The sequence below is a fragment of the Sphingobium sp. genome (assembly GCF_036170395.1).
Classification (GTDB): domain Bacteria; phylum Pseudomonadota; class Alphaproteobacteria; order Sphingomonadales; family Sphingomonadaceae; genus Sphingobium.
In genome coordinates, this window is record NZ_JAVHPD010000076.1 from 17,587 (window position 1) to 42,608 (window position 25,022).

Sequence of the window (25,022 nt, forward strand, 5' to 3'; positions counted from 1 at the left end):
GACATTTGCGGGTGCTTGTTATACGTTCGTAAAACATGGTGAGGCTGGGGGCGGTCGATGAGTTTGGGGCAGAAACAGGGGCATGATCCCGATGCGGGCTGGAGCCTGCCGGCCTGGACCTATGGCGATCCCGATTTCTTCGCGGCGGAGGTGGAGCGCATCTTCCGCCCCGCCTGGCAGATCGTCTGCCATGAGAGCGACATAGCCAGCCCCGGCGACTATCAGACCTTTGATTTTATTGGTGAAAATATTCTCGTGATCCGGGGCGAGGATGGGATGGCGCGCGGCTTCACCAATGTCTGCCGCCATCGCGGGGCGCGGATCGTGGATGGCGCGAACGGCTGCGCGAAGAAGCTGGTCTGCCCCTATCATGGTTGGACCTATGCGGCCGACGGGCGGCTGACCGGCGTGCCGATGAAGGCGAGCTATGGCGCGGAGTTCGACATGGCGGCGCATGGGCTGGCGCAGGTAGCGGTCGAAAGCTGGCAGGGCTTCCTGTTCGTGCGGCTGGAGGAGGATGGCGGGCCATCGGTCGCGCAGATGATGGCCCCCTATGAGGCGGAGATCGCGCCCTATCGCTTCCCCGAACTGCGGGCGCTGGGGCGGGTAACGTTGCGGCCGCGTGCGGTCAACTGGAAGAATATCGGCGACAATTATTCGGACGGGCTGCATATCGCGGTCGCGCATCCGGGGCTCAAGCGGCTGATGGGCGACGGCTATGGCGTCGAGGCATCGGCGCATGTCGACAAGATGTGGGGGCCGATCCTCGACCGGCCCTCGGCCAACCTGTCCGAACGCGCCTACCAGCATTTTCTGCCCGCCGTGCCGTATCTGCCGGCCGAGCGGCAGCGGCTTTGGACCTATTTCAAGCTGTGGCCGAATTTCGCCTTCGACATCTATCCCGATCAGGTGGATTTCATGGCCTGGCTGCCGGTGTCGCCGACCCGGACGCTGATCCGCGAGATCAGCTATGCCCTGCCCGATGCGCGCCGCGAGATGAAGGCAGCGCGCTACCTCAACTGGCGGATCAACCGGCAGGTCAATGCCGAGGATACGGCGCTGGTGAGCCGGGTGCAGGCGGGGATGGCCTCGCGGAGTTTCACGGTGGGGCCGCTCAGCGAGCAGGAGGTGGCGCTGCGGCATTTCTGCGCGCGGGTGCGGGGGTTGATACCGGAGGCGCGGTTGCGGGAAGCGCCGGGGGTGGGGTGGAGCGCCACATATAAGCCCCTCCCCTTCAGGGGAGGGGTTGGGGTGGGGGATCGCCTTGAACGCAGCGCCGAGACGATAGCCCCCACCCCCAACCCCTCCCCTGAAGGGGAGGGGCTTTCTAGAGGGAGCCCAGCATGACCAAATCCTACGACGCCGTCATCATCGGGGGTGGGCATAATGGCCTGGTCTGCGCCTTCTACCTCGCGCGGGCGGGGTATAAGGTGCGCATCCTGGAGCGGCGGGAGGTCGTGGGCGGAGCGGCGGTGACGGAGGAGTTCCATCCCGGCTTCCGCAACTCGACCGCGAGCTACACGGTCAGCCTGCTCAATCCCAAGGTGATCCGCGACATGAGACTGGCCGATCATGGCTATCGCGTGATCGAGCGGCCGATCAGCAATTTCCTTCCCACAGAGGATGGCGGCTATCTGAAACTGGGCGGCGGGCTCGCGCGGACGCAGGCGGAGTTCGCGAAGTTCAGCGCGAAGGATGCCGAGGCGCTGCCGTCTTATTATGACGCGCTGGAGGTGGTGGCGGACGTGCTCCGCGATCTGGTGCTGAAGTCGCCGCCCAATGTCGGCGACGGCATGAGCATGGTGATCGACGCGCTGAAGCAGGGGCGGCGCGTCGCGGCTTTGAGCCTGGAGCAGCAACGCGACGTGCTGGACCTGTTCACCAAATCGGCGCGATCCTTCCTCGACGGCTGGTTCGAGAGCGCAGCGGTCAAGGCGGCGTTCGGCTTCGACGCGGTGGTGGGCAATTATGCGTCGCCCGATACGCCGGGCAGCGCCTATGTGCTGCTGCACCATGTGTTCGGCGAAGTGAACGGCAAGAAAGGCGCGTGGGGCCATTGCGTCGGCGGCATGGGCGCGATCACGCAGATCATGGCGAAGGTGGTGACCGCGATGGGCGTGGAGATCAGCCTCGACGCGCCGGTCGCGCGGGTGCTGGTGGACGGCGCGCGTGCCGTGGGGGTGGCGCTGGAGAATGGCGAAGACGTGATGGGCCGCACGGTGATCGCCAATGTGGGGCCGAAGCTGCTCTACGAACGGATGATGGACCCGGCCGACCTGCCCGCCGACTTCGTCAAGCGGATCAAGGGCTTCAAGGCGGGATCGGGCACGTTTCGCATGAATGTGGCGCTGTCCGCCCTGCCCGATTTCACCTGCCTGCCGGGGGTGGGCGAGCATCATCAGTCCGGGATCATCCTCGCGCCGACGCTCGATTATATGGACCGCGCCTTCATGGATGCGAAGCGCTTTGGCTGGTCGAAAGCGCCGATCGTCGAGATGCTGATCCCGTCCACGATCGACGACGGCCTGGCGCCCGAAGGCTGTCATGTCGCCAGCCTCTTCTGCCAGCAATTCGCGCCGGAGCTGCCCGACGGGCGGAGCTGGGACGAGGAACGCGAGGCGGCGGCGGACGCAATCATCGCGACGGTGGAAGCCCATGCGCCGGGGTTCGCGAAGAGCGTGATAGCGCGGCAGATCCATTCGCCGCTCGACCTGGAGCGCAAGTTCGGGCTGGTCGGCGGCGACATCATGCACGGTAATCTGACATTGGACCAGATGTGGGCTGCGCGCCCGGTGCTGGGCCATGGCGCCTATCGCGGGCCGGTGAAGGGGCTGTATATGTGCGGCGCTGGGACGCATCCGGGCGGTGGCGTGACCGGCGCGCCGGGGCATAATGCGGCGCGGGCGGTGCTGAAGGACGGGGCTTTGTTCGGGAAATGGCGCGGAAGGTATCCAAAATGCTTGTGACGAAGCCATTGATTGCATTGATGATGTCTGCCGAAGAGAAGGTTTTGCCCGATGGTTGGATTTTCCTCCCCGCTGGGGAGGTTGTCGCATCATCGGAATGCCTTTTCATTCCAGACGATAGCTGTCCGGATGACGACGATATCGACGATCTGGCGGCTCGAATGGGCTTCGAAAGAGGTCTCGACACAACAACGGTCGAGGATATTTGTATCGGGGTCAAACATATCAATCTCACCCCCAGTGAAGATTTATACGTTAGGGCATTCTTATATTACGAAAAATTTGATGCTTTCCTACCAAGTGCAGATGCCCCTGACCCGCCACCGCTGGACGAATGGAGGCTCGGCTTGGATCGAAAGTTTTACGATCAGTTGGGTGATGAAATACCTGGAAGTCGCTGTCGTAGAGAAGGTTGTGAACGGGACGCCGTTGCAATGAGCGCCTTTTGCAAGAAGCATCATTTTGAAAGCGTAAATCGGCGGCCTTGCCCCTTTGAATGAGAGTGGCGGCGAGAAACGCGCGATCAATGTAGTACGATGCGGATGACCTGCATTTTCTGATCAGGCAGATTTCGCGTATGTCCCAGGCTGAGAAGGAACGCTTTCGAGAAGAGGCATTGCGCCGTATTAGCGCCATGCGTCGGCCTTCGCCCAAAAACTGGCGTTTCAATCGAGACGAAGCGAACAGACGCGACTAACGCCGACCCGCTTGCCCTCCCCGCCCCCCTCCCCTAAAGACCCGGCTCATGCCCGATTTCGCCATCCCCGATGCGTCCCCTGACCTCACCGGGCGGGCGTTGTTTCCGCATCGGCATCTGCTGTCGATCGCGGACCTGAAACCCTGGGAAATCCGCTTTCTGCTGGATGAGGCCGAGCATTGGGCGCAGGCGAACCAGGGGCGCGCGCGCAAGCATGACGACCGGCTGGCGGGAATGACGCAGATCAACGCCTTTTTCGAGAATAGCACGCGGACCTTGCTGTCGTTCGAGATTGCAGGGAAGCGGCTGGGCGCGGACGTGGTCAACATGGCGGCGGCGACATCCAGCGTGAAGAAGGGCGAAACGCTGATCGACACGGCGATGACGCTGAACGCGATGGCCGCAGACGTGATCGTGATCCGCCATGCGAGTTCGGGCGCGGTGGCGCTGATCGCGGACAAGGTGGACTGCCCGGTGCTGAATGGCGGCGACGGGTGGCACCAGCATCCCACGCAGGCTTTGCTCGACGCGCTGACCATCCGCCGGCGCAAGGGCGGGTTCGAGGGGCTGGTGGTCGCGATCTGCGGCGATGTGCTGCATAGCCGGGTCGCGCGATCCAACATGCTGTGCCTCGCCGCGCTGGGGGCGCAGGTGCGCGCGGTCGCGCCGCCGACGCTGCTGCCGCCCGAGGTCGAGATGCTGGGGGCGGCGCCCTTCACCGACATGGACGAAGGGCTGGACGGCGCGGACGTGGTGATGATGCTGCGCCTCCAGAATGAGCGGATGGACGGGGCGTTCATCCCCTCGGCGCGGGAATATCATGCGCTGTACGGGCTGACGCCGGAGCGGCTGGCGCTGGCCAAACCCGACGCGCTGGTGATGCATCCGGGGCCGATGAACCGGGGGGTGGAGATCAGCAGTTCGGTGGCGGACCATCCCGAGCGGTCGGCGATCACCGAGCAGGTGGCGATGGGGGTGGCGGTGCGGATGGCGTGCCTGGACGTGCTGACGCGCGGGGCGCGGGGCGTGGAGGGATGGGCGTGAGCGTTATTTTCGTCATTCCCGCGCAGGCGGGAATCTATCTCCCGCCCTATCGCCGGATGCGCGGTTGGGAGATGTTGGCCGGAGTCGCGTGCCTCCGGCCAACCCGCCTTCGCGGGGATGACGTTGGTGGAACTGGGAGCGCGGGGGCATGAGCCGGATCGCCATCGTCAACGGCCTGCTCGCCGATCCGGCGGGGGACTCCCCTGCCCCTGGCGCGGTGCTGATCGAGGGCGACCGGATCGTCGCTTCGGGCGAAGTGGACGTCCCGGCGGACGCCGAGCGGATCGACGCCAAGGGGCTGGTGGTCGCGCCAGGCTTGATCGACCTGGGCGTCTTCGCCACCGACAAGCCGGCCTTCCACTTCGGCGGGATCACGCGCGCGGCGCTGATGCCCGACCAGCGCGCGCCTCTGGACGATGTGGGCCTGATCCGGCAGGCGACGCGCGCGGGGAAGCCCGATTTCTGGGTGCATCCGATCGCGGCGGCGACGCGGGGCCTTGCCGGCGTGGAACTGGCCGAGATCGGCCTCATGCGGCAGGCGGGCGCGAAGGCGGTCGGCACCGGGCGGCAGTGGATCGCCGACTCGGGCGTGATGCTGCGCGTGCTCTCCTACGCCAGCGGACTTGGGCTGACCGTCATTGCCCATGCCGAGGATGGCGGGCTGACAGCGAAGGCGGTGGCGACCAGCGGCGAGACGGCGACCCGCCTCGGTCTGCCCCACGCGCCGGCCTGCGCCGAAGCCATGGCGATCGCCCGCGACCTGATGCTCGCGCGGCAGACGGGCGCGGCGATCCATTTCCGGCTGGTGACGACGCGGGCCGGCTTTGACCTCATCCGCGCGGCGAAGGCGGAAGGGCTGAAGGTGACCTGCGGGATCAGCCCCGCCTATCTGTTCCTGAACGACCAGGCCGTGACCGATTTCCGTACCTTCGCCCGCCTCTCCCCGCCGCTGCGGCATGAGGATGATAGGCTGGCGAGCCTGGCCGCAGTCGCGGACGGGACGGTGGACGTCATCACCTCCAGCCACGATCCGCGCGGGCCGGAGGACAAGCGCCTGCCCTTCGCCGACGCCGCGCCGGGGATGGCGGGGGCGGAGACGCTGCTGGCGCTCTCGCTCAACCTGGTGCGGGAGGGGCATGTGTCGATGGGGCGGCTGATGACCCTGCTCGCGGCCAATCCGGCGCAGATATTGGGCGTGGACGCGGGGCATTTCGCGGCAGCAAGCGCGGCGGACCTGATCTTCATCGATCCCGACGCGCCCTGGATCGTCGACCGCGCCAAGATGGCGGCGGCGGGCAATACGCCGTTCGATCGGCTGCCGGTGCAGGGCCGGGTGCGGCGGGTGATGAAGGGCGGCGCGTTTCTTTAGGCGGTCAACGCTGGGCGCGGTAGCCCACGAGCAGGCCGAAGCTGAAGGTGGCGAGCAGCGCCAGCTGCACCTTGCCGTGCGGATCGTCGTAACCGACGATCTGCTGCCCCCAGGCGAACAGCCCGACAAACATCGCAAGCGCCAGTCCGCTCATCGTTTCACGCCCCCAATTCCCCGTCTTGACGATAGAACAGGGGTTCCTAACGAAAGGATAATGGCTTGCCTCCGTGCCGTGCCGCGCCTAGGGGGTGCGGCAAAGCCGGTCGCCGCGTGGACGCGCGGGCGACGCCCATGTCCAAGGAGCCGAGCGTCCCATGAAAGCCCGCATTTTCGTGACCCTGAAGGGCGGCGTGCTCGACCCGCAGGGCAAGGCGATCCACCATGCGCTCGAAGGGCTGGGCTTTGCCGGGGTGAATGACGTGCGCGCGGGCAAGCTCATCGAACTGGACGTGGCCGACGACACCAGCGACGCGGATCTGGACGCGATGTGCCGCAAGCTGCTGGCGAACACGGTGATCGAGAATTACCGCATCGAGAAGGCGGGCTGAGGCGATGAAGAGCGCCGTCATCGTCTTTCCCGGCAGCAATTGCGACCGCGACCTGGCGGTGGCGTTCGCGGCCGCGACCGGCGCGAAGCCGGCCATGATCTGGCACCGCGATACCGAATTGCCCGCCGACATCGACCTGATCGGCGTGCCGGGCGGCTTTTCCTATGGCGACTATCTGCGGTCGGGGGCGATGGCGGCGCGATCGCCGGTGATGCAGGCGGTGGCGAAGGCGGCTGAGCGCGGCGCGTTCGTGCTCGGCGTGTGCAACGGGTTCCAGGTGCTGACCGAAAGCGGGCTGCTGCCCGGCGCGCTGCTTCGAAACGCGGGCGGGCATTTCGTATGCCGCGACGTGGCGTTGACGGTGGATAATGCGCAGAGCGCCTTCACCAGCCGTTACGCGGCGGGCGAGGCCGTGACCTATCCGGTCGCGCATCATGACGGCAATTATTTCGCCGACGACGCGACGCTCGACCGGCTGGAGGGCGAAGGCCGGGTGGCGCTGCGCTATGCGGAAAGCGTCAACGGATCGGCGCGGAACATCGCGGGGATTTTGAACGAGGCCGGCAATGTGCTCGGCATGATGCCCCATCCCGAACGCGTGATCGAACCGGCGCATGGGCGGACAGATGGCAAGCGGTTGTTCGAGGGGCTGGTCGAGGGGCTGATGACGCGGGCTTGAGGGGGTGCGCGAGGGTGTTGCCTCGTTTCGTCATCCCGGCGCAGGCCGGGATCCCGCTTTTCTTTAGCGGTCGCGCGGATGAAGGAGATGCCAGCCTGCGCTGGCATGACGGAGATGGGTGGCGAGCGGACAGACTGTTTTTGGAGAGATGACCTGCAATAGCTGCCGCTGCGCGAAGAAAAAACAACGGGCAACAATCACTCAATTGCCGACAGTCGGCTACCGTGAAACGTTCGGCTTCATAGGCATGGAAAAGCGCGATGCGGATACCCATACGCAACAAGGGCAAAAAGCCCCTGACGGTGTTTGTTGAGCTACAATGCGACCAGTTCGAGGTTCCCGTCGGCGGTGAAGCGATTGTTCGGCTCGCGGACGGTCGGCCACACTCAATTGATGTGGATAGTGATTGGGTCACAATCTGGGACGAAGGGGGCGACGCCTCGGTCGAGGTGATCTCCAGCAGCGATAAGCGCGTTGACGAGGCATTGATGCTCGCACGGGTTTGGCTTCGCAGAATGGGCGCAGAAGCTGACGCGCTGCGCCTTGACGACACCGTCGAAAGTCTTGAACCGACTATCGGCTATCTTGCCGCGCGAGATCGCGTGTTTGGGGCTTTTTACACCGGCTTTACAGGCCACGATGTGCCGCCTACGAACGATGAGGCAATCGTGGCATGTTGGCGCGCTGGAGCGACCGCCGCCCGACTGAACGAAGTGGCTCGTAAGGCCAGGACATTTCCTGAATTGAAGGCGGCCCCCTTCGACACCGACACCGCTCGCACGGCTTTTAATCGGGCTTTGGGCAACGACAGCTAACCATCAGATTTCGTCATGCGGCGCCCGACGGGCCATCTGAATGAGTGGCTGGTTTTGAAGATGAGGAAAATCTGGCGGAACAGCACAGACTGGTCGTTGACGGACCCTCCCCTCCCGCCCGCGGGAGGGGTAGCGAGACTTGCGCGCGCAGCGCGGTAGTCGCAGCGGGGTGGGCTGCTGCGCGGCCGCCCTGCCCACCCCCTAGCCCCCTCCCGCCTGCGGGAGGGGGAATATGTTTGTTTTGGCCTCTGACATCATACTTCTGCTGCTTGTGGTACGACTGATCCGCTTCTAGCTCACCGAGCGGAACCCCAGCACCACGGCAGCGAGACCCCGGATCGGGTCCGGCGCGACGTCGGGCCGGCCTCCGCTCCTACCCCCCGCGATGATAGTCATAGTCCAGCGCGCGGCCTTGCTGCTTGGTGAGGATCGCGCCAACCACGGCCCCACCTGCGCGACGCAAGCGTTCCGCCGCCACGCGCAGACCGCCATGATGATTGCGGCCCCATTCGACCACCAGTACGCTGACCTGCGCCTTAGCGGCGAGGAGCATCGTGTCGGTGAGGCCCAGGATCGGCGGCGCGTCGATCAGTACCGTGTCGTAGCGGTCGCGCAGGTCGCCGAGCAGCGCGTCGAAAGCCGGGGTGGCGAGCAGTTCGGCCGGGTTGGGCGGCACCGCGCCGCAGGGGAGGAGCGAGAGGTTCGGGACGCCCGTGTCCACCACCACGTCGGCAAGGTCCGCTTGGCCCGTCAGCAATTCGCTGATGCCGCCGGCGGGGGTCAGGCGGAAGAGGCGGTGCTGGACCGGGCGGCGCATGTCGGCGTCGATCACCAGCACCCGCTTGCCAAGCCGCGCGAGCGCGAGCGACAGGGCGTTCAAGGTCAGCGACTTGCCCTCCCCCTCCTGCGCGCTGGTGACGAGGATCGAGCGCGGCAGGCCGCCGGCCGAGGCGAGCAGCAGCGACGAGGCGATCGGCGCGAAGACCTCCGGCGGCTGCGGATTGTCACCCGTCACCGGCACCGCGCCGAGCAGCGGCAGCCCCACCCGCTCCGCCAGCGTATCGGCGGAGGTTACGGCGTCATCGAACATATGGCGCGCGCCGACCAGCAGCAGGCCGAGCGCCAGCCCGCTCAAAGCGGCGAACAGCAATGTTTCCCCGACCTTGGGCGAGAAGGGTCGGGTCGGAACAGCGGCGCGGTCGAGCGGCTGGATGCGGCCGGCCTGGAACCCCGCCTGCGAGGCCATGTCGCGATAGCGCTGGAGCAGGCTGTCATGCAGCATCCGGTAGGTGTCGACCGAGCGTTCCATGATGCCCATCTGCACGTCGCGGCTCTGCTCCACCCGCGCCTGCTGCTCCAGTTCGGCGATCTCGCGCGCGATCTGCTCCTCGCCGCGCCGGGCGACCTCATATTGTTCGCGCAAGCTGTTGCGGATGGTGCCGGCCATGGCGTTGGCCTGCTCGTCCAGCGCGATCAGCTTCGCGCGCGCCTCGCGCATTTCGGGGTGGGCGTCCTTGCGGAACTGGCGTTCCTCGGCGATGGCGGCGCGGGCCTGGGCGCGGTCGGCCATGATCTGCTGCATCGCGCCGTTGCCCAGCACTTCGGGCAGCGTGTCGGGGCTGGCGCGGCGGGCGCTTTCCCAGCGCTTCTGCGCGGAAATCCGTTCGGCCACCGCCTGCGCGCGGAAGCCGTTGAGTTGCGCGAGGCGGGCGGCGGTCGCGCCTTCAAGCGCGGGCTTGTCCTTCGCCGTCTGTTCGGGCGCGCCGTTGCGGGCAGCATAGACGGCGAGGTCGCGCTCGGCGCGGGCGAGGTCGCGGCGCGCGCCGTCCAGCTCGCCCAGGAGGAAGCGGCGCGCCTGCACGCCCGATTCGAAGCCGCGTTTCAGGTCCGCGCGGATCAGGCTGTCGGCATAGCTGTTGGCGACGCGGGCAGAGAGCACCGGGTCGGCGCTGACGAAGCTGATACGCAGGACGCGCGACTTACCGGGAAGGTCCACCTCCAGATGATCGCGCAGCAGCTGGACGACCCGGTCCTGCTCGACCTGGCGTTGCGAGAGGCTGCCCTTGCCCTCGGTCGGGCGGGGCTCGTCCATGCCCTGGAAGAAGGTGGGCGTGCCGACCAGAGCCAGATCGCGCGCGACATCTTCGGCGAGGGCGCGGCTGCGGAGAACCTCCAGCTCGGTCTGCATCAGCGCTTCGGTGTCGGCGGGCGCGGTCACGCGCTGGGCCGCGCCGGAGCCTGCCGCGCCGGCGGGCACATCCTCGACCTCGACCGAGGCGGTCGCGCGATAATCGGGGGTGGAGAGGAGAATGGTGAGCGCGCCCGCGAGCAGGCAGAGCGCCATGGTGACGAACAGAATCACGCGATGGCGGCGCAGCACCGCGCCATAATGGCGCAGCCGGTCGGCAAGGCGGGTGTTCCAGCCATAGGAGCGGCCATCATTCTCGTCGCGGATCGGGGTGGGCGTCATGTCCATGCTCATCGCCCGTCCAGCGCGATGAAGCCGGCGGCGAGCGCGGGCATAGCGAGCAGCGCGCCGCCGAGGATCGCTTTCGCCTGCGAGAGGCCGACGATGACCTGGTCGCCGGGCAATATTTCGGGATCGGGCGCTTTGCCCCGGCGGATGGCGGCAAGGTCGAACATCGCCGCCTGTCTCTGCCCCTCGATCTGGCGGACGACTACCACCTGGTTCAGGCCCGCGAGCCGGGTCGGCCCCTTCGCCAGCGCGACCGCCTGAAGCAGGGACAGGCGACCCTCGACCGGGTAGAGGCCGGGCTCGCGCACTTCGCCGTCCAGCATGATGCGGCGGCCGACGGCTTTCTTGACGAAAAGCGTGACCTGCGGGTTGACGAGATAGCGCTCGCCCAGCCGGCCGGCGATCACGTCCGCCGCCTCGCCCGAGGTGAGGCCGGCGACGGAGACATCGCCGATCAAGGGCATCCGCACCATGCCGGCGGCGGTCACCTGCGCGTCCTCCAGGCTCAGGCCGGGTTCGTGATAGACCTGGATACGCAGCACATCGTCGGGCGCGATGCGATAATCGACGTCGACCGCCGACGCTGGCGGGACGAGCGCATAGGCTTCCTCCCCCTTCGCCGCGTCAGGCACGGTGGCGCAGCCCGCGAGCAGGAGCGCCCCGCAGCCAAGCGCGATGATGCCGTCTCTCTGCCTCATCCGCGCTCCTGCCTCGTCACCACCCCGACAAGGCAGGCGGTTAGCGGCGCGGCAGGCCCATGGCAACCGGAAGCGGGACGGGCCGAAGCGCCGCGCGGATCAGACGGCGATGCGGCCCGGCGCGGGTTCGACCGTGCGGCGCGGCTGATCCGGCCAGATTCCCCGCGTGTCATAGACCGCCTTGCCGGCGCGCTCGTCGACGGGAACCGATTTGAACATGTCATGATCGACAAGAATGACGAACACGCCGCATTGTTCCAGAGCCGTATCGAGATCGATCAGCTCCGCGCCGGTGCCGGCGAACTCCATCGGCAGCGCCTGGGCATAGGGTTCGACCAGCTTGACGCGGCGGCCGTAGCGGCGGGCGAGGCGCGCGGCGACCTTCACTGCCGGGCTTTCGCGGAAATCGTCGATATTCGCCTTGAAGGCGAGGCCCAGGCAGGCGACGTTCTCTTGCGCGCATTCGTCGATCAGGTCGGAGGCCTTGGCGACGACATGGTCGGTCTTGCCGTCATTCACCTCGCGCGCGGTGCGGATGATGCGGGCGTTTTGCGGATCGCCATGGACGATGAACCAGGGGTCGACCGCGATGCAGTGGCCGCCGACGCCGGGACCGGGATTGAGGATATTGACGCGCGGATGCCGGTTGGCGAGGCGGATCACCTCCCACACGTCGATGTCCATATTCTCGGCGATCACCGACAGCTCGTTGGCGAAGGCGATGTTGACGTCGCGGAAGCTGTTTTCAACGAGCTTCACCATCTCGGCCGCGCGCGCGGTGGTGGTGATGCACGCGCCGCGCACGAACTGGCGATAGAAGCCCAGCGCCTTGCGCGCGCAGCGGGGGGTGATGCCGCCGATGCAGCGGTCATTGTCGATCAGTTCCACGAGGATGCGGCCGGGCAGGACTCGCTCGGGGCAATAGGCGATGGCGATGTCGCCCTGAAGCCCTTTACCCGGCATCTTGAGGTCCGGGCGCAGCTCCGCGAACAGGTCGCGCATCGCTTCGGTCGTGCCGACGGGCGAGGTGGATTCGAGGATCACGGTGTCGCTAGCCTTCAGCACCGGGGCGACCGTGCGGGCGGCTTTGAGGACGTAGCTGATGTCGGGCGCGCGGTCCTCCGCCACCGGGGTGGGCACGGCGATGATGAAGACGTCGCTTTCCTCGACCTCAAGGCTCGCGCGCAGATTGCCGCGCGCGACGACGCCCTGGACGAGGCCGTCGAGATCGACTTCCTCGATATGGACGCGGCCCGAATTGACCGTTTCGACCACATGGGCGGACACATCCACGCCCACCACCTGCGCGCCCCCGCGTGCGATCAGCGCAGCGGTCGGCAGGCCGATATAGCCCAGGCCGATGACGGAAACCTTCTGCTTGGAATCTACGGGCATGGATGATCCTCGATCGCCGATATTTCGGCCGATCTTCTGCCCGGAAATGCTGAAGATTTCGGTAATGTTCGCCGACGAAACCGCCGGTCTGGCTTCTATCGGTAACGCGGTTGGGGCTGGCGCGCCATGTGCAGCGGCGAGCGAACGACCGGGGTCGTGATGATCTTCGCCTTCATCAGCGACCGGATGCGATCCGCGCCATCGGGGTTGAGGAGGACGACGCGGGTGCCGCCGGACGACAGATTTTCGATGACCGAGATGGCGACATCATGCTTGGCGCACAGCGCCTCGACATCGGCGACCGACGCGCTGAGGTTGATCGCACGGCTCATGCGCGTGAACCGGTGGCGCGGAAATGGACTGTAAGGGACATGGGGACGCTCCTTGCTTGGCAAGCGGGAGCGCGATGGTCTCTCGGTCGGGGCGAAGGCTTGCGGGCGGAATTTCGCGGCGATGGGCGGGCATTAGCAGCTTGTGGCCGGTGCGTCGCGTTTATTATGCGCGTGGAATGATGTCGGCGATCCGAGGCGCGACTGAGACTCAACGCCGGGTTCTCCCTTCGCTTCTCCGCGCCGCGCCAGAAGAAGAGAGATGCCAGCCTTCGCTGGCATGACGGAAGGGTGGGCAGTTGACAGGCGCGTTTTGTGGCAGAATTCCCTGAAATCTAACCTTACGGGCAATAACGGTTAGACACCCATCTGTCGTTGTGAAGTGCTATGGTGAAGCGCCCGCGGGCTCCCGCCCAGATCAAACATATTTCTTCCTGTACAAGATCCAATTCTGCCCCGTTTCGTGCTTCTCCATCTTTCGGTGCGCTGGCATGTAGAAGTGCAATCGCAGCCTCTCGTAGCGTCGCGCACCTTGTTATCGCGGCCGCCATGGATTCAACAGGCGATCCGGGTGGTGCTTCATCCAATCTGCTGCCCATCAGGCACTTTTTGTATTCGAACAAGGCGTTGGTGGGCGGCACCGGCTCGACAGAAGCAGCCAATAGTAAAAAGACTATCCCCATCAAACACCATCACCATTCTGTAGGTATATAATGCTCAATAGCTTGGTTCAGTGACAACTTTTGGGAAAGCGAAAAATGTTTGTGGGCAGCAAAATGGCCGTTCCTTGATATTCCCCTCCCGCTCGCGGGAGGGGCGGCGAGACTTAATGAGCGGAGTGAATTTAGTCGCAGCGGGGTGGGCAGCAGGGAGAGGTCGCGCCAACCCACCCCTTGATCGGAGTCACGTGCCTCCGATCAACCCCTCCCGCCTGCGGGAGGGGGAACAAGTCCGCGATTGATCGCTTGCTCACCCCCCGGCAATCACCCCCGCGATCCTCTCCGCCGCCTGCCCGTCCCCGAACGGATTATGCGCCCGCGCCATCGCCTCATACGCCTCCTCATCATCCAGCAGCGCCAGCGTCTCGCGGACGATCAGCGCGCGGTCGGTGCCGACCAGTTTCGCCGTGCCCGCCGCAACGCCCTCGGGCCGCTCGGTCGTCTCGCGCATCACCAGCACCGGCTTGCCGAGCGAGGGGGCTTCCTCCTGCACGCCGCCGCTGTCGGTGAGGACCAAGTGGCACATATCCAGCAACCGCACGAAATGCGGATAGTCGAGCGGCTCGATCATCGCGACGTTGGGGAGGCCGCCCAGCACCGCGTCCATCACCGGGCGGACATTGGGGTTGGGGTGGACGGGGAAGATCACCGCTACATCGGGGCGCGCGGCGATGTCGGCGATGGAGCGGGCGATCGCTTCCATGCCGCCGCCGAAATTTTCCCGCCTGTGGCTGGTGACCGCGACGATCCGCTTGCCCGCGAAGCGCGCGGCGAGGTCATCAAGCCCGCTTGCCAGCGCCGGATCGGCCAGCACCCGGTCGCGCGTCGCCAGCAGCGCGTCGATCACGGTGTTGCCGGTGATGTGGATGCTCGCCGGATCGCGATTCTCGCTGAGCAGCGCATCGGCGGCAGCCTGCGTGGGCGCGAAATTCATGTCGGCGATGCAGGCGACGACCCGGCGGTTCACCTCCTCCGGCCAAGGGTGGTGAATGTCGCCGCTCCGCAGCCCCGCCTCGACATGGCCGACCGGAATCTTGCGATAATAGGCCGCAAGGCTCGCCACCATGGTCGTGAGCGTATCGCCATGGACGAGGATGCGGTCGGGCTTCTCGGCGTCGAACGCCTTGCCCAATTCCACGATCAGCTTGGCGGTCAGCCCGTCGAGCGTCTGGTTGGGGACCATGACGTCGAGGTCGATGTCCGGCACGATCCCGGCGATCTCCAGCACCTGATCAAGCAGCCCGCGATGCTGTGCCGTCACGATAACGCGCGTGTCTATCCCCGCCCGCGCGCGCAGGGCGTGGACCACCGGGAACATCTTGATCGCTTCGGGCCGCGTCCCGAACACCAGCGCAACCTTCATCATCATCCTTCGTTCATGCCGTCCCGTCTGCCGCCGCTGTGGCAGATAATCGTAACCATCGGCTGAACGGAGGATAGTCTGCACGGCCTTTTGCAACGGCCTGCCGCTATGCTAGAGGCCGGCAACCCAAACATCCTTTCAGGGGCGATACGGATTTTATGAAGATCACGATGATCGGCACCGGCTATGTCGGCCTGGTGTCCGGGGCCTGTTTTGCGGACTTCGGCCATGACGTGGTGTGCGTCGACAAGGATGCGGGCAAGATCGCGGCGATCGAGGCGGGCACCATGCCGATCTTCGAGCCGGGTCTCGATCAGCTGGTCGCCACCAACGCCGCTGCCGGCCGGCTGACCTTCACTACCGATCTGCCTGCCGGGGTGAAAGGCGCGGACGCGATCTTCATCGCGGTCGGCACGCCGTCGCGCCGGGGCGATGGCCATGCCGACCTCTCCTATGTCTATGCCGCCGCGAAGGAGATCGTGGAGGCGCTGGATGCGCCCGCCGTCATCGTCACCAAATCGACCGTCCCCGTCGGCACCGGCGACGAGGTCGAGCGGATCGCGCGCGAGCTGAAGCCCGACCTCGACATTCAGGTCGTGTCCAACCCCGAATTTCTGCGCGAGGGCGCGGCGATCGGCGATTTCAAGCGGCCCGACCGCGTGGTCGTGGGCACCACCGGCGACGAGCGCGCCATCGCGGTGATGCGGCAAATCTATCGCCCGCTGAACCTCAACCAGGCGCCCGTCATGTTCACCGGACGGCGGACGGCCGAACTCATCAAATATGCCGCCAACGCCTTCCTTGCGACCAAGATCACCTTCATCAACGAGATGGCCGACCTGTGCGAGGCGGTCGGCGCGGAAGTGCAGGACGTGTCGCGCGGCATCGGCCTCGACAACCGGATCGGGTCGAAATTTCTCCATGCCGGGCCGGGCTATGGCGGCTCGTGCTTCCCCAAGGATACGCTGGCGCTGGTCAAGACGGGGCAGGATTATGACACGCCGATCCGCATCGTGGAAACGGTGGTGCAGGTCAACGACCTGCGCAAGCGCGCGATGGGCCGCAAGATCGTGAAGGCGCTGGGCGGCGATGCGCGCGGCAAGACGGTGGCGCTGCTCGGCCTCACCTTCAAGCCCAATACCGACGACATGCGCGACGCGCCGAGCCTTGCCATCGTGCAGGCGCTGGAGGATGCGGGCGCGAAGGTCGTCGCCTATGATCCCGAGGGCGCGCATGTCGCCGCGCCGATGATGCCCAATGTCAGCATGGCGAAGGACGCCTATGAGGCGGCGCAGGGCGCGGACGTGCTGGTGCTGGTGACCGAGTGGGACATTTTCCGGGCGCTGGACCTGAAACGCCTGGCTGGCGTGATGAACCAGCCGGTGCTGGTCGATCTGCGCAACATCTATCCGGTCGAGGAAGCGTCGGCGGCGGGCTTCGCCGTGTCGCGCGTGGGCGGACAAGGCAATTGATCCGGCCCTGGGCGCAGGAGGGCGGCGACGCCCTCCCCCGCTGGCATCACTGGCTGATCGCGGCGGGGACTTTGTTCCTGATGGGCCTCATCGTGCCGCTTTTTGCGGCGTTTATCTGAGGCTTATACAAGCAGCACCGAGCGGTTCCCCCCTCCCCTTCAGGGGAGGGGCCGAGGGTGGGGGCTATCCGGATAGCTATGCTTGGTCATGAGATGCCCCACCCCAACCCCTCCCCTGAAGGGGAGGGGCTTTTAGGTCGCCTCGCCGGCGCTTATGCCTTGATCTTCCAGCCGCGCTTGAGCAGCGCATAGCAGAGCGCGCCGAAGATCAAATTAAGCGCCAGCAGGACGCTGCTCCCCACCACCACATTGGTGTCGGCCGCCGCGACAAAGCCGTAGCGGAAGCCCGAGATGATGTAGAAGAAGGGGTTGGCGTGGCTGACTCCCTGGAAGAAGGGCGGCAGCCGGTCGATCGAATAGAAGGTGCCGGACAGCAGCGCCAGCGGGCCGATCACGAAATTGGTGATGGCCGCGCCATGATCGAATTTTTCCGCCCAGATCGACGTCAGCACGCCCAGAAACGCGATGAAGCTGGTGCCGAGCAGGCCGAACCAGATGACCGCCCAGAGATGCGCCGGCGTCACATGCACGCCCGGCCAGGCGACCATCGCCAGCCAGAGCGCAAAGCCGACGAACACCGCGCGCGTGACCGAGGAGGCCGCCAGCGCGAACAGCAGTTCGCCGACCGAAATCGGCGGCATCAGATAATCGATCAACGTCCCCTGCACCTTCCCCACCATCAGCGAGAAGCTGGCATTGGCGAAGCAGGCATTAATCATCCCCATGATGATAAGGCCGGGCGCGATGAAATCGGCGAAGGGCACCGCCTCCCCGTTCAGGCTGACCGTCCGGCCGCTGCCGCCCAGCGCCACGATGAAGATGATGAGGAACATCAAGGTCGTGATCGCCGGCGCCCAGACGGTCTGGAGCTGCACCTTCATGAAGCGGCGCACTTCCTTCTGGTAGAGCGCCCAGGTGCCCGGCCAGTTGATGTTGCGAATCTGCGGCACGCCCGGCTCGGCGAACGGCGGCAAGGGCGTGGAAGTCGCCACATCGCGGGCAATTTGGGGCTGGTCGTTCATGGGCGGATCGACTATCGGCTGGTTCGTTGTGCTGCAAGGGGGTGGGTCCAAGGATTTGAACCTGCGCGGTCGCTTTCCCATATAGGAAGCACAAGCGAATTTGTGAGGAGTTTTTCATTGTCCTGGACCGACGAGCGTATCGACCAGCTCAAGGCGATGTGGGAACGCGGCTTGACCGCCAGCCAGATTGCCGACGAACTGGGCGGGGTCAGCCGTAATGCGGTGATCGGCAAGGCCCATCGCCTGGGGCTGCAATCGCGCCCGTCGCCGGTGAAGGCCAATGAGCCGGTCAAGAAGAGCGCAGCGCCCGCACCGCGCAAGGCCGCGCCCGAGCCGGAAGCGCCCCGCGCAGCCGCGCCGGTCGCGCCGGCACAGCCCGCGCCTGCCGCACCTCGCCCGGCCGCGCCCGCTGCCCCGGCCGCGCCGGTCGCCGCTCAGCCGGCCGCCGAGGACGCGCCCGCTCCCGCGCCACAGCCGCGCATCATCTCGGTCGGCCCCGGCGGCTTCCTGCGCCAGGGACCGGGCGATCAGCAGGCTCCGATCCCGCCCGCGCCGCCGCGCCGGCTGGTGCCGGCCAAGCCCAGCCCGGAGATCGCCGACAAGACCAGCCTGCTCGATCTTACCGAGCGTATCTGCAAATGGCCGATGGGGCATCCGGGCGAGCCGGATTTCCATTTCTGCGGCGAAGCGGTGAACCCCGGCTTCCCTTATTGCGTCGAACATTGCGGGCGCGCCTATCAGGCGCAGCTCCCGCGTGGCACCCGCCGCCCGCCCCCGCCCCTGCCCTTCGGCGGGCCGCGCGTTCGCTGAACCCCGCGCACGGGACAAAAGGAAAGGGCCGCCCGGCGGGGCGGCCCTTTTGCGTTGAGATGCGGCGATCAGAAGCGGAACGAGGCGGTCGCGCGGACGCTCTGCGTCGTATATTGCTCGTTGCTGCGGCTGATGACCGTCTGGCCCGAGGTCGTCGCCGGATTGACGAACGGGTTGGTCGCCGGGGCGCTGCCGCGCGTCACCGTCACCGTATAGTCGTTCGGGTTGAAGCGGGTGTAGCGATAGAGAACGCCGATCGAGAAATTGTCGCTGACCTTATGCTCGATGCCGCCACCAAAAGTGTAGCCCCAATCATCTTCGGTCCGGTTGTTCTCGGTGAACGTATTGGCCGTGTTCGTCGTCAGGAAGCTGTTCTTGAACTTGCCATAGGCGACGCCGCCAGTGCCATAGATCAGCGTGCGGTTGAACGCGACGCCAGCGCGCAGACGGCCAGCCGCTTCCCAGTCGAGGCGACGGACCAGCGTGTAGCTGGCTGGCGTGGTGCTGAAGCCCGTCACATAGTTGCTGCCATAGGACTGGCCGCCCTCTACCACCGCGCCGATTACAAAATTGCCCATCTGCATGTCGTAACCGAGCATGCCGGACCACGCCGCCTTGCCGTCGCGGTCGCCCCGCGAGCAGGTGGTCGCGCTGCTGCGCTTGCCATCGCAGAAGCCGGGCGAAAAGGCGTTGCCGCCAGCGGGCGTGCGAACGATATCACCATATTGGCCGTCGCCATTGGTATCGAAGAACACCTGTTCAGCGACGTTAGCGGTGCTGTTGGGCTGCCAGTTATAGCCCAGCGTACCACCGATATAGGGGCCGGTCCAATCGGCCGTCGCGCCATCATCCTGCGCTAGAGCCGGGGTCGCCAGGACGAGCGCCAGGGTGGCGCCGAGCGGCGCAATTGCGGAAATTTTCATATAATGTCACTCCTCGCCTGCGACGGGGACGCTGCTCCCCATCTCACCCGGCGCTAACGATCCCGGCGCGAAATTTGTTTCACAGGCGATTGTAACTTTTGATGGCTGCTGTTGCGCCTGCGCAACGCTTGCGCGCGTCACGCGCCCGCTTATAGCTGATCCCATGTCCGAAGACCTGTTCGCCGCCAATGCCGCCCAGCCCCAATATGACGCCTCCGCCATCGAAGTGCTCGAAGGGCTGGAGCCGGTGCGCCGGCGGCCGGGCATGTATATCGGCGGCACCGACGAGCGCGCGCTGCACCATCTGGCGAGCGAAGTGCTGGACAACAGCATGGACGAGGCGGTGGCGGGCCATGCCACCCGGATCGAGGTGACGCTGGAACCGGGGAACAAGCTGACCGTCACCGACAACGGGCGCGGCATTCCGGTCGATCCGCACCCCAAATTCCCTGGCAAGTCCGCGCTGGAGGTGATCCTGACGACGCTCCATTCGGGCGGCAAGTTCGAGGGGAAGGCCTATGCCACGTCGGGCGGGCTGCATGGCGTGGGCATTTCGGTGGTGAACGCGCTATCGACCGAGACGGTGGTCGAGGTCGCGCGCAACAAGGAACTGTTCCGCCAGAGCTTTTCGCGCGGCCTGCCGCAGGGCGATCTGGCGAAGGTGGGCGCAGCGCCCAACCGGCGGGGCACGCTGGTGAGCTTCGTCCCCGATGTCGAGATTTTCGGCGAGCAGAAGTTCAAGCCCGCGCGCCTCTACCGCCTCGCCCGATCCAAGGCCTATCTGTTCGCGGGCGTCGAAATCCGCTGGAAATGCGCGCCGGACCTCATCAGCGACGACACGCCGGCCGAAGCGGTGTTCCAGTTTCCCGGCGGCCTTGCCGATCACCTCAAGGAACAGGTCGGCGATCGGGAATGCGCGACCAGCGTCTTTTTTTCGGGCAATCAGGATTTTCCGGGCGCCGCCGGTCGGGTCGAATGGGCGGTCGCCTGGCCGCTCTGGTCGGACGGTTCCTACAGTTGGTATTGCAACACCATCCCGACGCCCGACGGCGGTACGCATGAAGCCGGCCTGCGCGCGGCGCTGGTGAAGGGCATCCGTGCCTTTGCAGAACTGGTGGGGCAGAAGAAAGGGAAGGACATCACCGCCGACGACATCATGACGTCGTCGGAGATCATGCTGTCGGTCTTCATCCGCGATCCGCAGTTCCAGAGCCAGACCAAGGACCGGCTCACGTCGCCCGATGCCGCGCGGCTGGTCGAAAACGCCGTGCGCGACCATTTCGACCATTATCTCACCGACCATATGGACCGGGGCAAGGCGCTGCTCGCCTATGTGATCGACCGCATGGACGAGCGCCTTCGCCGCAAGCAGGAAAAGGAGGTCAAGCGCAAGACTGCGACCAACAGCCGCAAGCTGCGCCTGCCCGGCAAGCTGACGGACTGTTCCAACGACGACCCGGAAGGCGCTGAAATCTTTCTGGTCGAGGGCGACAGCGCCGGCGGCTCCGCCAAGCAGGCGCGCGACCGCAAGACGCAGGCGATCCTGCCCCTGCGCGGCAAGATTTTGAACGTCGCATCCGCCAATACTGCCAAGATCCTGGCCAATCAGGAAATTGCCGACATGATCCTGGCGCTGGGCTGCGGCACGCGCAAGGACTGCAACCCCGACAATCTGCGCTACGAACGCATCGTCATCATGACCGACGCGGACGTGGACGGCGCGCATATCGCGACATTGCTGATGACCTTCTTCTTTCAGGAAATGCCCGAGCTGGTGCGGCGGGGCCATCTCTATCTGGCGCAGCCGCCGCTCTATCGGCTGGTGGCGGGCGGCAAGAGCCTCTACGCCAAGGATGACGCGCATCGCGAGGAACTGCTCCGCACCGAGTTCAAGGGGAAGAAAGTCGACATCAGCCGTTTCAAGGGGCTGGGCGAAATGAACCCGATGCAGCTGCGCGAAACCACCATGGACCCCAAAACCCGCAGCCTGATCCGCATCACTTTGCCCGACGATGTCGAGGACCGGCAGCAGGTGCGCGAGCTGGTCGACCGGCTGATGGGCACAAACCCGGCGCATCGGTTCGCGTTCATTCAGGAGAATGCGGCGGCGGTGGATGAGGAAGCGATCGACGCATGAGAGATGCGGTTCCTCTCCTCAAGCCCCTCCCCTTCAGGTTCGGCGGCGTCACGTGCCGCCGCCGAAGGGTTGGGGTGGGGTATCGCCCCAAGCATCGCTCTATGAGGCAACGCCCCACCCCCTACCCCTCCCCTGAAGGGGAGGGGCTTTTAGGTCACGCATGGTGATGGCCCCGCGCATCCTCGCTGGCCTTGCGATTCTCCTTGCCGCGCTCCTTCCCAGCGCTCACGCCGCCCCCTCCCCCGCCTATCAGGCGCGCGCTGCTCAACTCGTCCGCATCCTCACCGCCCCCGGCGACGAGGCCGATTTCTTCTCCCCCCTCTTCCTCGAAGCCGTGCCCGTCGATCGCTGGCGAGCCATCGCGGCCGATCTGCGGACGCAGCACGGCGCGCCGGTGGCGCTGGGCGCGGTCAGCCGAACGAGCGAGACAGCGGGACAGGTCGAAATACGCTATGAGCGGGCGACCGTGGGCTTCACCCTGGTCGTCGCGCCGCAAGCGCCCAACCGCGTCGTCGGCCTGCATATCGTGGGGGCGAAAGTGGCGCGGGACAGCATGGACCGGGTGATGGCGGAGATCGCCGCTCTCCCCGGCCGGACCGCTCTCGCCGTCGCGGTGCTGGAGGATGGCCCGCCGCGCCTGCTGCACGCGCGCGACGCCGACGCGCAGATGGCGACCGGCTCCAGCTTCAAACTCTATCTGCTCGCCGAACTGACGCGCGCGACCGCGGCGGGCGAGCGGCGCTGGAGCGATGTCGCGGCGCTCGGCCCCAAGAGCTTTTCCGGGCGGCTGATGCAGTGGCCCGACGGCGCGCCGATGACGCTGCACAGCCTCGCCACCGCCATGATCGCGGAGAGCGACAATAGCGCGGCCGACACGCTGCTGCGCATATTGGGTCGGGAAAAGGTCGAGGCGATGCTGCCAGCGACCGGCCATGCCGAAGCGGGCAAGGCGCTACCCCTTCTCGGCACCGCCGAAGCCTTCGCGCTCAAGATGCCGGGCAATGCCGATCTGCGGCGGCGTTACGAGGCCGCGTCGGCGGCGGAGCGGCGCGCTCTGTTGCGGGAGGCTGCGGCGCGACTCGGCGCGGACAGGATCGATGTCGGCAGCGTCGCCGAAACGCCGGTCGCGATCGACAGCATCGAATGGTTCGCCTCCCCGCGCGACATGATCGGCCTGCTCGACTGGCTGCGGCGGCAGGGTGGCGAGGCGCTGCCGATCCTTTCGGTCAACCCCGGCATCGCGTCCGCCGACGCGAAGCGCTGGCGCTATCTGGGCTATAAGGGCGGCAGCGAGCCGGGGGTGATGGCGATGACCTTTCTGGCGCAAGGGCAGGACCGTCGCTGGTATGCGGTGAGCGGCGTCTGGAACAACCCGGCGGCGCGAGTGGAGGAAGGGAAGTTCGTAGCGCTGATGACGCGGGCTCTAAATTTGATCGCAAACTAACGGCATTTACTCGCCGTTGAATGCGCGCATTCGAACGATTTCCTTTTGAATGTCAGACGCCTTGCAAAAACTCACTTCAAGTTCAGTGAGCGGCGGCGAAGTTTCATCTTTCCTCTTTTCAGCAGTCTCGTGCGACAAGCAGCGCGCCGCCGCCTCCCGATTACCAATCATGTCGATCGGTGCTCGAGATTGCTCGCGCCGTGCGATAGGCAAAGCCAAGCGAGCCAGATAATTTTTCCAGCCCTGCCGGTTCTCTTCAGCCTCTTGTTCCTGCCCACCCGCATCGGGTGCGATATGGATGGCAGAACGCAGTGCTTCGGCCTCCTCGAATCGGCCAAGCTCCCGCAATGCGTTTGAAGCACGCGCACGCAAAGCGATTGAATCCAGCCTCGTCGGATCGAAAGGCAAGGACTGGACCAACGTGACAAACGCCTCCCCGTAACGGCGCGCGCGCGCTCCCGCAGGCTCCTCGTTCTTTGCTTCCCAGGTTGCGCTGAGCAAAAGCCACGGCGCGTCCGGATCTCCTAGCTCGCGCGCTATGTGATAGGCTAGGAAATATCGTGTTTCTTCAGCAGCGTATAACGCCTGATAGGCCTCGCCTTTGATGACGGGCTTCAAGCGTTGAATCGTTGGGGCATCAAAATCGCGATAAAGAACCATGCCGTTTTTCGGACATTGTGCGAGCTGGATCGGGAAGTAGCCTGACCCTAATGGCATTCCATCAGGCAAACTGCCCCACTGTGAGATGCTGCCAAGTTCGAGGAACGAAAATTTCTCCCCATCGATAGGACAGACCTTCTCGACCTCGAAATAGGTGCTGGCCCCAACTGGAGCGGCCGAGAAGGCGAAAAACGCTAAGAGGGCCAGTCGCCTCCTCACCCCGTCAGCGCCTCGACCAGCGTCTTGACCTTTTTCTGCCGCCATTGGGGGAGCGGGGCGATCAGCCAATAGGCCTGGCTGGTCGGATCGGCATCGCCGATCTGGCGCACTCGCCCCGCCTCGATATCCGCCTGCGCCAGCAGCAGCGGCACGCGGGCGCGGCCGAAGCCATTGGCCGCCGCCTCGATCGCAAGGCCGCCGTCGGCGACGCGGATGATCGCCGGCCCGTCCCCCGCCGGGCAGCCGGGCCAGTCGATGCGGTGTTCCGGGCCGCCCCCCGCCGCCTCTACGGTGACATATGCGGCCTCGCCGATCTTTACCCCTTCATGCTCGCCCGCCCCATCGGACAGGCGCAGCGCAAGGTCCAGATTGGCCTCGGTGAAATCGAGCGCCTCGTCCGCCGCGATCAGTTGGAAACTGAGGTCAGGCTGGGTCGCGGCATAGGCGGCGAGGCGCGGCTGGAGCCATTTGGCGGTGATGTCGCGCGGCGCGGCGATGGTGAGCGCGTTGCTCGACTGGCCCGCCTGCATCGCGCGCACCGCTTCCTCGAACTCCAGGAAACCGGCGCGCAGCGCATCAAGGCCCGCCTCGGTCTCGGGCGTCAGTTCCAGCCCCTTGGGCGTGCGGCGGAACAGGACGACGCCCAGCATATCCTCCAGCGCGCGAATCTGCTGTCCGACCGCCGCCGGCGTCACCGCCAGTTCGTCGGCGGCACGGGTGAAGGACAGGTGCCGCGCGGCCGCATCGAGGACGCGCAGGCCATTGAGCGGCAAATGAGTCCGCTTCATTCGGCCACCGCCGGAGCGACCAGTGCGAAATGCGGGATGGCGACGTCGAACATGTCGCCATCCACGCCGATCATGCGATAGCTGCCCTTCATGGAGCCGGTCGGCGTGCCAAGCGGGCAGCCGGAGACATAGTCATAGCTCTTGCCTGGCTGCACCACCGGCTGTTCGCCGACCACGCCATCGCCATCGACCCGATGCTGCGCGCCGCGCCCGTCAGTAATGATCCAGTGGCGGGTCAGAAGCTGCACCGGCTGGTCGCCGCGATTTTCGATGCGGATATGATAGGCCCAGAACCAGCGCCCCCGGTCCGGCTCCGACTGTTCGGGCAGG

At 65.8% G+C, this 25,022-nt stretch carries 25 protein-coding genes; 14 read left to right on the top strand and 11 right to left on the bottom strand.

What is annotated here, in order from left to right; genetic code table 11:
* Positions 1 to 57: 57 nt before the first annotated feature.
* From V2B31_RS18800 to V2B31_RS18820, 5 genes are all read left to right on the top strand, one after another.
* Entirely contained in the window at positions 58 to 1,347 is a 1,290-nt protein-coding gene (locus V2B31_RS18800) for an aromatic ring-hydroxylating oxygenase subunit alpha (protein ID WP_328281534.1), read from the top strand.
* A complete protein-coding gene (locus V2B31_RS18805; protein ID WP_328281535.1) occupies positions 1,344 to 2,966 on the top strand; it encodes a phytoene desaturase family protein in 1,623 nt (540 codons plus the stop codon). The genes V2B31_RS18800 and V2B31_RS18805 overlap by 4 nt, the downstream gene beginning before the upstream one ends.
* Positions 2,957 to 3,466 (top strand): DUF7716 domain-containing protein, encoded by a 510-nt coding sequence (locus tag V2B31_RS18810; RefSeq protein ID WP_328281537.1) that lies wholly within the window; start codon positions 2,957 to 2,959, stop codon positions 3,464 to 3,466. Before V2B31_RS18805 ends, V2B31_RS18810 begins: the two co-directional genes overlap by 10 nt.
* A 245-nt stretch (positions 3,467 to 3,711) precedes the next feature.
* Positions 3,712 to 4,707, top strand: coding sequence for an aspartate carbamoyltransferase catalytic subunit (locus V2B31_RS18815; protein WP_328281539.1), 996 nt, complete (start codon positions 3,712 to 3,714; stop codon positions 4,705 to 4,707).
* A 148-nt stretch (positions 4,708 to 4,855) separates the two neighbouring features.
* Positions 4,856 to 6,076, top strand: a complete 1,221-nt coding sequence (locus V2B31_RS18820) for a dihydroorotase (protein ID WP_328281541.1) — start codon at positions 4,856 to 4,858, stop codon at positions 6,074 to 6,076.
* Between the two features lie 4 nt (positions 6,077 to 6,080).
* On the opposite strand, the gene V2B31_RS18825 is transcribed toward V2B31_RS18820, so the two are convergent.
* Complete coding sequence (locus V2B31_RS18825; protein ID WP_328281543.1) at positions 6,081 to 6,230, bottom strand: hypothetical protein; 150 nt, start codon at positions 6,228 to 6,230, stop codon at positions 6,081 to 6,083.
* 160 nt (positions 6,231 to 6,390) lie between these two features.
* Between V2B31_RS18825 and purS the strand changes: the two genes are divergently transcribed.
* The 3 genes from purS to V2B31_RS18840 all read left to right on the top strand — a co-directional run bounded on the left by purS (position 6,391) and on the right by V2B31_RS18840 (position 8,118).
* Positions 6,391 to 6,624 carry a phosphoribosylformylglycinamidine synthase subunit PurS gene (gene purS / locus V2B31_RS18830; RefSeq protein WP_328281545.1) on the top strand — a complete coding sequence of 78 codons (234 nt, stop codon included), beginning with the start codon at positions 6,391 to 6,393 and terminating at the stop codon, positions 6,622 to 6,624.
* A 4-nt stretch (positions 6,625 to 6,628) separates the two neighbouring features.
* Positions 6,629 to 7,303, top strand: a complete 675-nt coding sequence (purQ, locus tag V2B31_RS18835; protein WP_328281547.1) for a phosphoribosylformylglycinamidine synthase subunit PurQ — start codon at positions 6,629 to 6,631, stop codon at positions 7,301 to 7,303.
* A gap of 260 nt (positions 7,304 to 7,563) precedes the next feature.
* Entirely contained in the window at positions 7,564 to 8,118 is a 555-nt protein-coding gene (locus V2B31_RS18840; protein ID WP_328281549.1) for a hypothetical protein, read from the top strand.
* A 373-nt stretch (positions 8,119 to 8,491) separates the two neighbouring features.
* Here V2B31_RS18840 and V2B31_RS18845 read toward each other — a convergent pair whose 3' ends face one another.
* The 4 genes from V2B31_RS18845 to V2B31_RS18860 all read right to left on the bottom strand — a co-directional run bounded on the left by V2B31_RS18845 (position 8,492) and on the right by V2B31_RS18860 (position 13,019).
* Positions 8,492 to 10,594: a GumC family protein gene (locus V2B31_RS18845; protein ID WP_328281551.1), complete on the bottom strand. Its 2,103-nt coding sequence runs from the start codon at positions 10,592 to 10,594 to the stop codon at positions 8,492 to 8,494.
* Positions 10,595 to 10,596: 2 nt separating this feature from the next.
* Positions 10,597 to 11,292 (bottom strand): polysaccharide biosynthesis/export family protein, encoded by a 696-nt coding sequence (locus tag V2B31_RS18850; protein ID WP_328281555.1) that lies wholly within the window; start codon positions 11,290 to 11,292, stop codon positions 10,597 to 10,599.
* 99 nt (positions 11,293 to 11,391) lie between these two features.
* Positions 11,392 to 12,687 (bottom strand): UDP-N-acetyl-D-mannosamine dehydrogenase, encoded by a 1,296-nt coding sequence (gene wecC, locus V2B31_RS18855; RefSeq protein ID WP_328281558.1) that lies wholly within the window; start codon positions 12,685 to 12,687, stop codon positions 11,392 to 11,394.
* Between the two features lie 95 nt (positions 12,688 to 12,782).
* Positions 12,783 to 13,019: a hypothetical protein gene (locus tag V2B31_RS18860; RefSeq protein ID WP_328281561.1), complete on the bottom strand. Its 237-nt coding sequence runs from the start codon at positions 13,017 to 13,019 to the stop codon at positions 12,783 to 12,785.
* 546 nt (positions 13,020 to 13,565) lie between these two features.
* Here V2B31_RS18860 and V2B31_RS18865 point away from each other — a divergent pair.
* Complete coding sequence (locus V2B31_RS18865) at positions 13,566 to 13,730, top strand: hypothetical protein (protein ID WP_328281564.1); 165 nt, start codon at positions 13,566 to 13,568, stop codon at positions 13,728 to 13,730.
* 255 nt (positions 13,731 to 13,985) lie between these two features.
* Here V2B31_RS18865 and wecB read toward each other — a convergent pair whose 3' ends face one another.
* Positions 13,986 to 15,098, bottom strand: coding sequence for a non-hydrolyzing UDP-N-acetylglucosamine 2-epimerase (gene wecB, locus V2B31_RS18870; protein ID WP_328281586.1), 1,113 nt, complete (start codon positions 15,096 to 15,098; stop codon positions 13,986 to 13,988).
* A gap of 158 nt (positions 15,099 to 15,256) precedes the next feature.
* Between wecB and V2B31_RS18875 the strand changes: the two genes are divergently transcribed.
* Together V2B31_RS18875 and V2B31_RS18880 are read left to right on the top strand one after the other, a co-directional pair.
* Positions 15,257 to 16,570 (top strand): UDP-glucose dehydrogenase family protein, encoded by a 1,314-nt coding sequence (locus tag V2B31_RS18875; RefSeq protein WP_328281567.1) that lies wholly within the window; start codon positions 15,257 to 15,259, stop codon positions 16,568 to 16,570.
* Positions 16,567 to 16,689 carry a hypothetical protein gene (locus V2B31_RS18880; RefSeq protein WP_328281570.1) on the top strand — a complete coding sequence of 41 codons (123 nt, stop codon included), beginning with the start codon at positions 16,567 to 16,569 and terminating at the stop codon, positions 16,687 to 16,689. The genes V2B31_RS18875 and V2B31_RS18880 overlap by 4 nt, the downstream gene beginning before the upstream one ends.
* Positions 16,690 to 16,841: 152 nt before the next feature.
* Here V2B31_RS18880 and V2B31_RS18885 read toward each other — a convergent pair whose 3' ends face one another.
* Positions 16,842 to 17,711: an ABC transporter permease gene (locus tag V2B31_RS18885; RefSeq protein ID WP_328281571.1), complete on the bottom strand. Its 870-nt coding sequence runs from the start codon at positions 17,709 to 17,711 to the stop codon at positions 16,842 to 16,844.
* A gap of 117 nt (positions 17,712 to 17,828) precedes the next feature.
* On the opposite strand from V2B31_RS18885, the gene V2B31_RS18890 reads away from it, so the two are divergent.
* Positions 17,829 to 18,521 (top strand): GcrA family cell cycle regulator, encoded by a 693-nt coding sequence (locus V2B31_RS18890; protein ID WP_328281572.1) that lies wholly within the window; start codon positions 17,829 to 17,831, stop codon positions 18,519 to 18,521.
* A 68-nt stretch (positions 18,522 to 18,589) separates the two neighbouring features.
* On the opposite strand, the gene V2B31_RS18895 is transcribed toward V2B31_RS18890, so the two are convergent.
* Positions 18,590 to 19,444, bottom strand: a complete 855-nt coding sequence (locus V2B31_RS18895; RefSeq protein WP_328281574.1) for an outer membrane protein — start codon at positions 19,442 to 19,444, stop codon at positions 18,590 to 18,592.
* Between the two features lie 163 nt (positions 19,445 to 19,607).
* On the opposite strand from V2B31_RS18895, the gene parE reads away from it, so the two are divergent.
* Both parE and V2B31_RS18905 read left to right on the top strand, forming a co-directional pair.
* The gene (gene parE, locus V2B31_RS18900; protein ID WP_328281576.1) at positions 19,608 to 21,581 is read left to right on the top strand and encodes a DNA topoisomerase IV subunit B; all 1,974 of its coding nucleotides are present in this window, start codon (positions 19,608 to 19,610) and stop codon (positions 21,579 to 21,581) included.
* Between the two features lie 160 nt (positions 21,582 to 21,741).
* Entirely contained in the window at positions 21,742 to 23,025 is a 1,284-nt protein-coding gene (locus V2B31_RS18905; RefSeq protein WP_328281578.1) for a serine hydrolase, read from the top strand.
* Positions 23,026 to 23,031: 6 nt separating this feature from the next.
* On the opposite strand, the gene V2B31_RS18910 is transcribed toward V2B31_RS18905, so the two are convergent.
* From V2B31_RS18910 to apaG, 3 genes are all read right to left on the bottom strand, one after another.
* The gene (locus V2B31_RS18910) at positions 23,032 to 23,949 is read right to left on the bottom strand and encodes a hypothetical protein (protein WP_328281580.1); all 918 of its coding nucleotides are present in this window, start codon (positions 23,947 to 23,949) and stop codon (positions 23,032 to 23,034) included.
* Positions 23,901 to 24,692, bottom strand: a complete 792-nt coding sequence (locus tag V2B31_RS18915) for a LysR family transcriptional regulator (RefSeq protein ID WP_328281582.1) — start codon at positions 24,690 to 24,692, stop codon at positions 23,901 to 23,903. Before V2B31_RS18915 ends, V2B31_RS18910 begins: the two co-directional genes overlap by 49 nt.
* On the bottom strand, positions 24,689 to 25,022 hold a 334-nt coding region (gene apaG, locus V2B31_RS18920), incomplete at its 5' end, for a Co2+/Mg2+ efflux protein ApaG (protein WP_328281584.1). The genes V2B31_RS18915 and apaG, both read right to left, overlap by 4 nt.

What these genes read in the sequence shown, in the direction of transcription:
- V2B31_RS18800 (WP_328281534.1), top strand. Translation starts at nt 58, where the DNA reads ATGAGTTTGGGGCAGAAACAGGGGCATGATCCCGATGCGGGCTGGAGC.
- V2B31_RS18805 (WP_328281535.1), top strand. Translation starts at nt 1,344, where the DNA reads ATGACCAAATCCTACGACGCCGTCATCATCGGGGGTGGGCATAATGGC.
- V2B31_RS18810 (WP_328281537.1), top strand. Translation starts at nt 2,957, where the DNA reads ATGCTTGTGACGAAGCCATTGATTGCATTGATGATGTCTGCCGAAGAG.
- V2B31_RS18815 (WP_328281539.1), top strand. Translation starts at nt 3,712, where the DNA reads ATGCCCGATTTCGCCATCCCCGATGCGTCCCCTGACCTCACCGGGCGG.
- V2B31_RS18820 (WP_328281541.1), top strand. Translation starts at nt 4,856, where the DNA reads ATGAGCCGGATCGCCATCGTCAACGGCCTGCTCGCCGATCCGGCGGGG.
- V2B31_RS18825 (WP_328281543.1), bottom strand. Translation starts at nt 6,230, where the DNA reads ATGAGCGGACTGGCGCTTGCGATGTTTGTCGGGCTGTTCGCCTGGGGG.
- purS (WP_328281545.1), top strand. Translation starts at nt 6,391, where the DNA reads ATGAAAGCCCGCATTTTCGTGACCCTGAAGGGCGGCGTGCTCGACCCG.
- purQ (WP_328281547.1), top strand. Translation starts at nt 6,629, where the DNA reads ATGAAGAGCGCCGTCATCGTCTTTCCCGGCAGCAATTGCGACCGCGAC.
- V2B31_RS18840 (WP_328281549.1), top strand. Translation starts at nt 7,564, where the DNA reads ATGCGGATACCCATACGCAACAAGGGCAAAAAGCCCCTGACGGTGTTT.
- V2B31_RS18845 (WP_328281551.1), bottom strand. Translation starts at nt 10,594, where the DNA reads ATGGACATGACGCCCACCCCGATCCGCGACGAGAATGATGGCCGCTCC.
- V2B31_RS18850 (WP_328281555.1), bottom strand. Translation starts at nt 11,292, where the DNA reads ATGAGGCAGAGAGACGGCATCATCGCGCTTGGCTGCGGGGCGCTCCTG.
- wecC (WP_328281558.1), bottom strand. Translation starts at nt 12,687, where the DNA reads ATGCCCGTAGATTCCAAGCAGAAGGTTTCCGTCATCGGCCTGGGCTAT.
- V2B31_RS18860 (WP_328281561.1), bottom strand. Translation starts at nt 13,019, where the DNA reads ATGAGCCGTGCGATCAACCTCAGCGCGTCGGTCGCCGATGTCGAGGCG.
- V2B31_RS18865 (WP_328281564.1), top strand. Translation starts at nt 13,566, where the DNA reads ATGGATTCAACAGGCGATCCGGGTGGTGCTTCATCCAATCTGCTGCCC.
- wecB (WP_328281586.1), bottom strand. Translation starts at nt 15,098, where the DNA reads ATGAAGGTTGCGCTGGTGTTCGGGACGCGGCCCGAAGCGATCAAGATG.
- V2B31_RS18875 (WP_328281567.1), top strand. Translation starts at nt 15,257, where the DNA reads ATGAAGATCACGATGATCGGCACCGGCTATGTCGGCCTGGTGTCCGGG.
- V2B31_RS18885 (WP_328281571.1), bottom strand. Translation starts at nt 17,711, where the DNA reads ATGAACGACCAGCCCCAAATTGCCCGCGATGTGGCGACTTCCACGCCC.
- V2B31_RS18895 (WP_328281574.1), bottom strand. Translation starts at nt 19,444, where the DNA reads ATGAAAATTTCCGCAATTGCGCCGCTCGGCGCCACCCTGGCGCTCGTC.
- parE (WP_328281576.1), top strand. Translation starts at nt 19,608, where the DNA reads ATGTCCGAAGACCTGTTCGCCGCCAATGCCGCCCAGCCCCAATATGAC.
- V2B31_RS18905 (WP_328281578.1), top strand. Translation starts at nt 21,742, where the DNA reads ATGGTGATGGCCCCGCGCATCCTCGCTGGCCTTGCGATTCTCCTTGCC.
- V2B31_RS18910 (WP_328281580.1), bottom strand. Translation starts at nt 23,949, where the DNA reads ATGGCGGCAGAAAAAGGTCAAGACGCTGGTCGAGGCGCTGACGGGGTG.
- V2B31_RS18915 (WP_328281582.1), bottom strand. Translation starts at nt 24,692, where the DNA reads ATGAAGCGGACTCATTTGCCGCTCAATGGCCTGCGCGTCCTCGATGCG.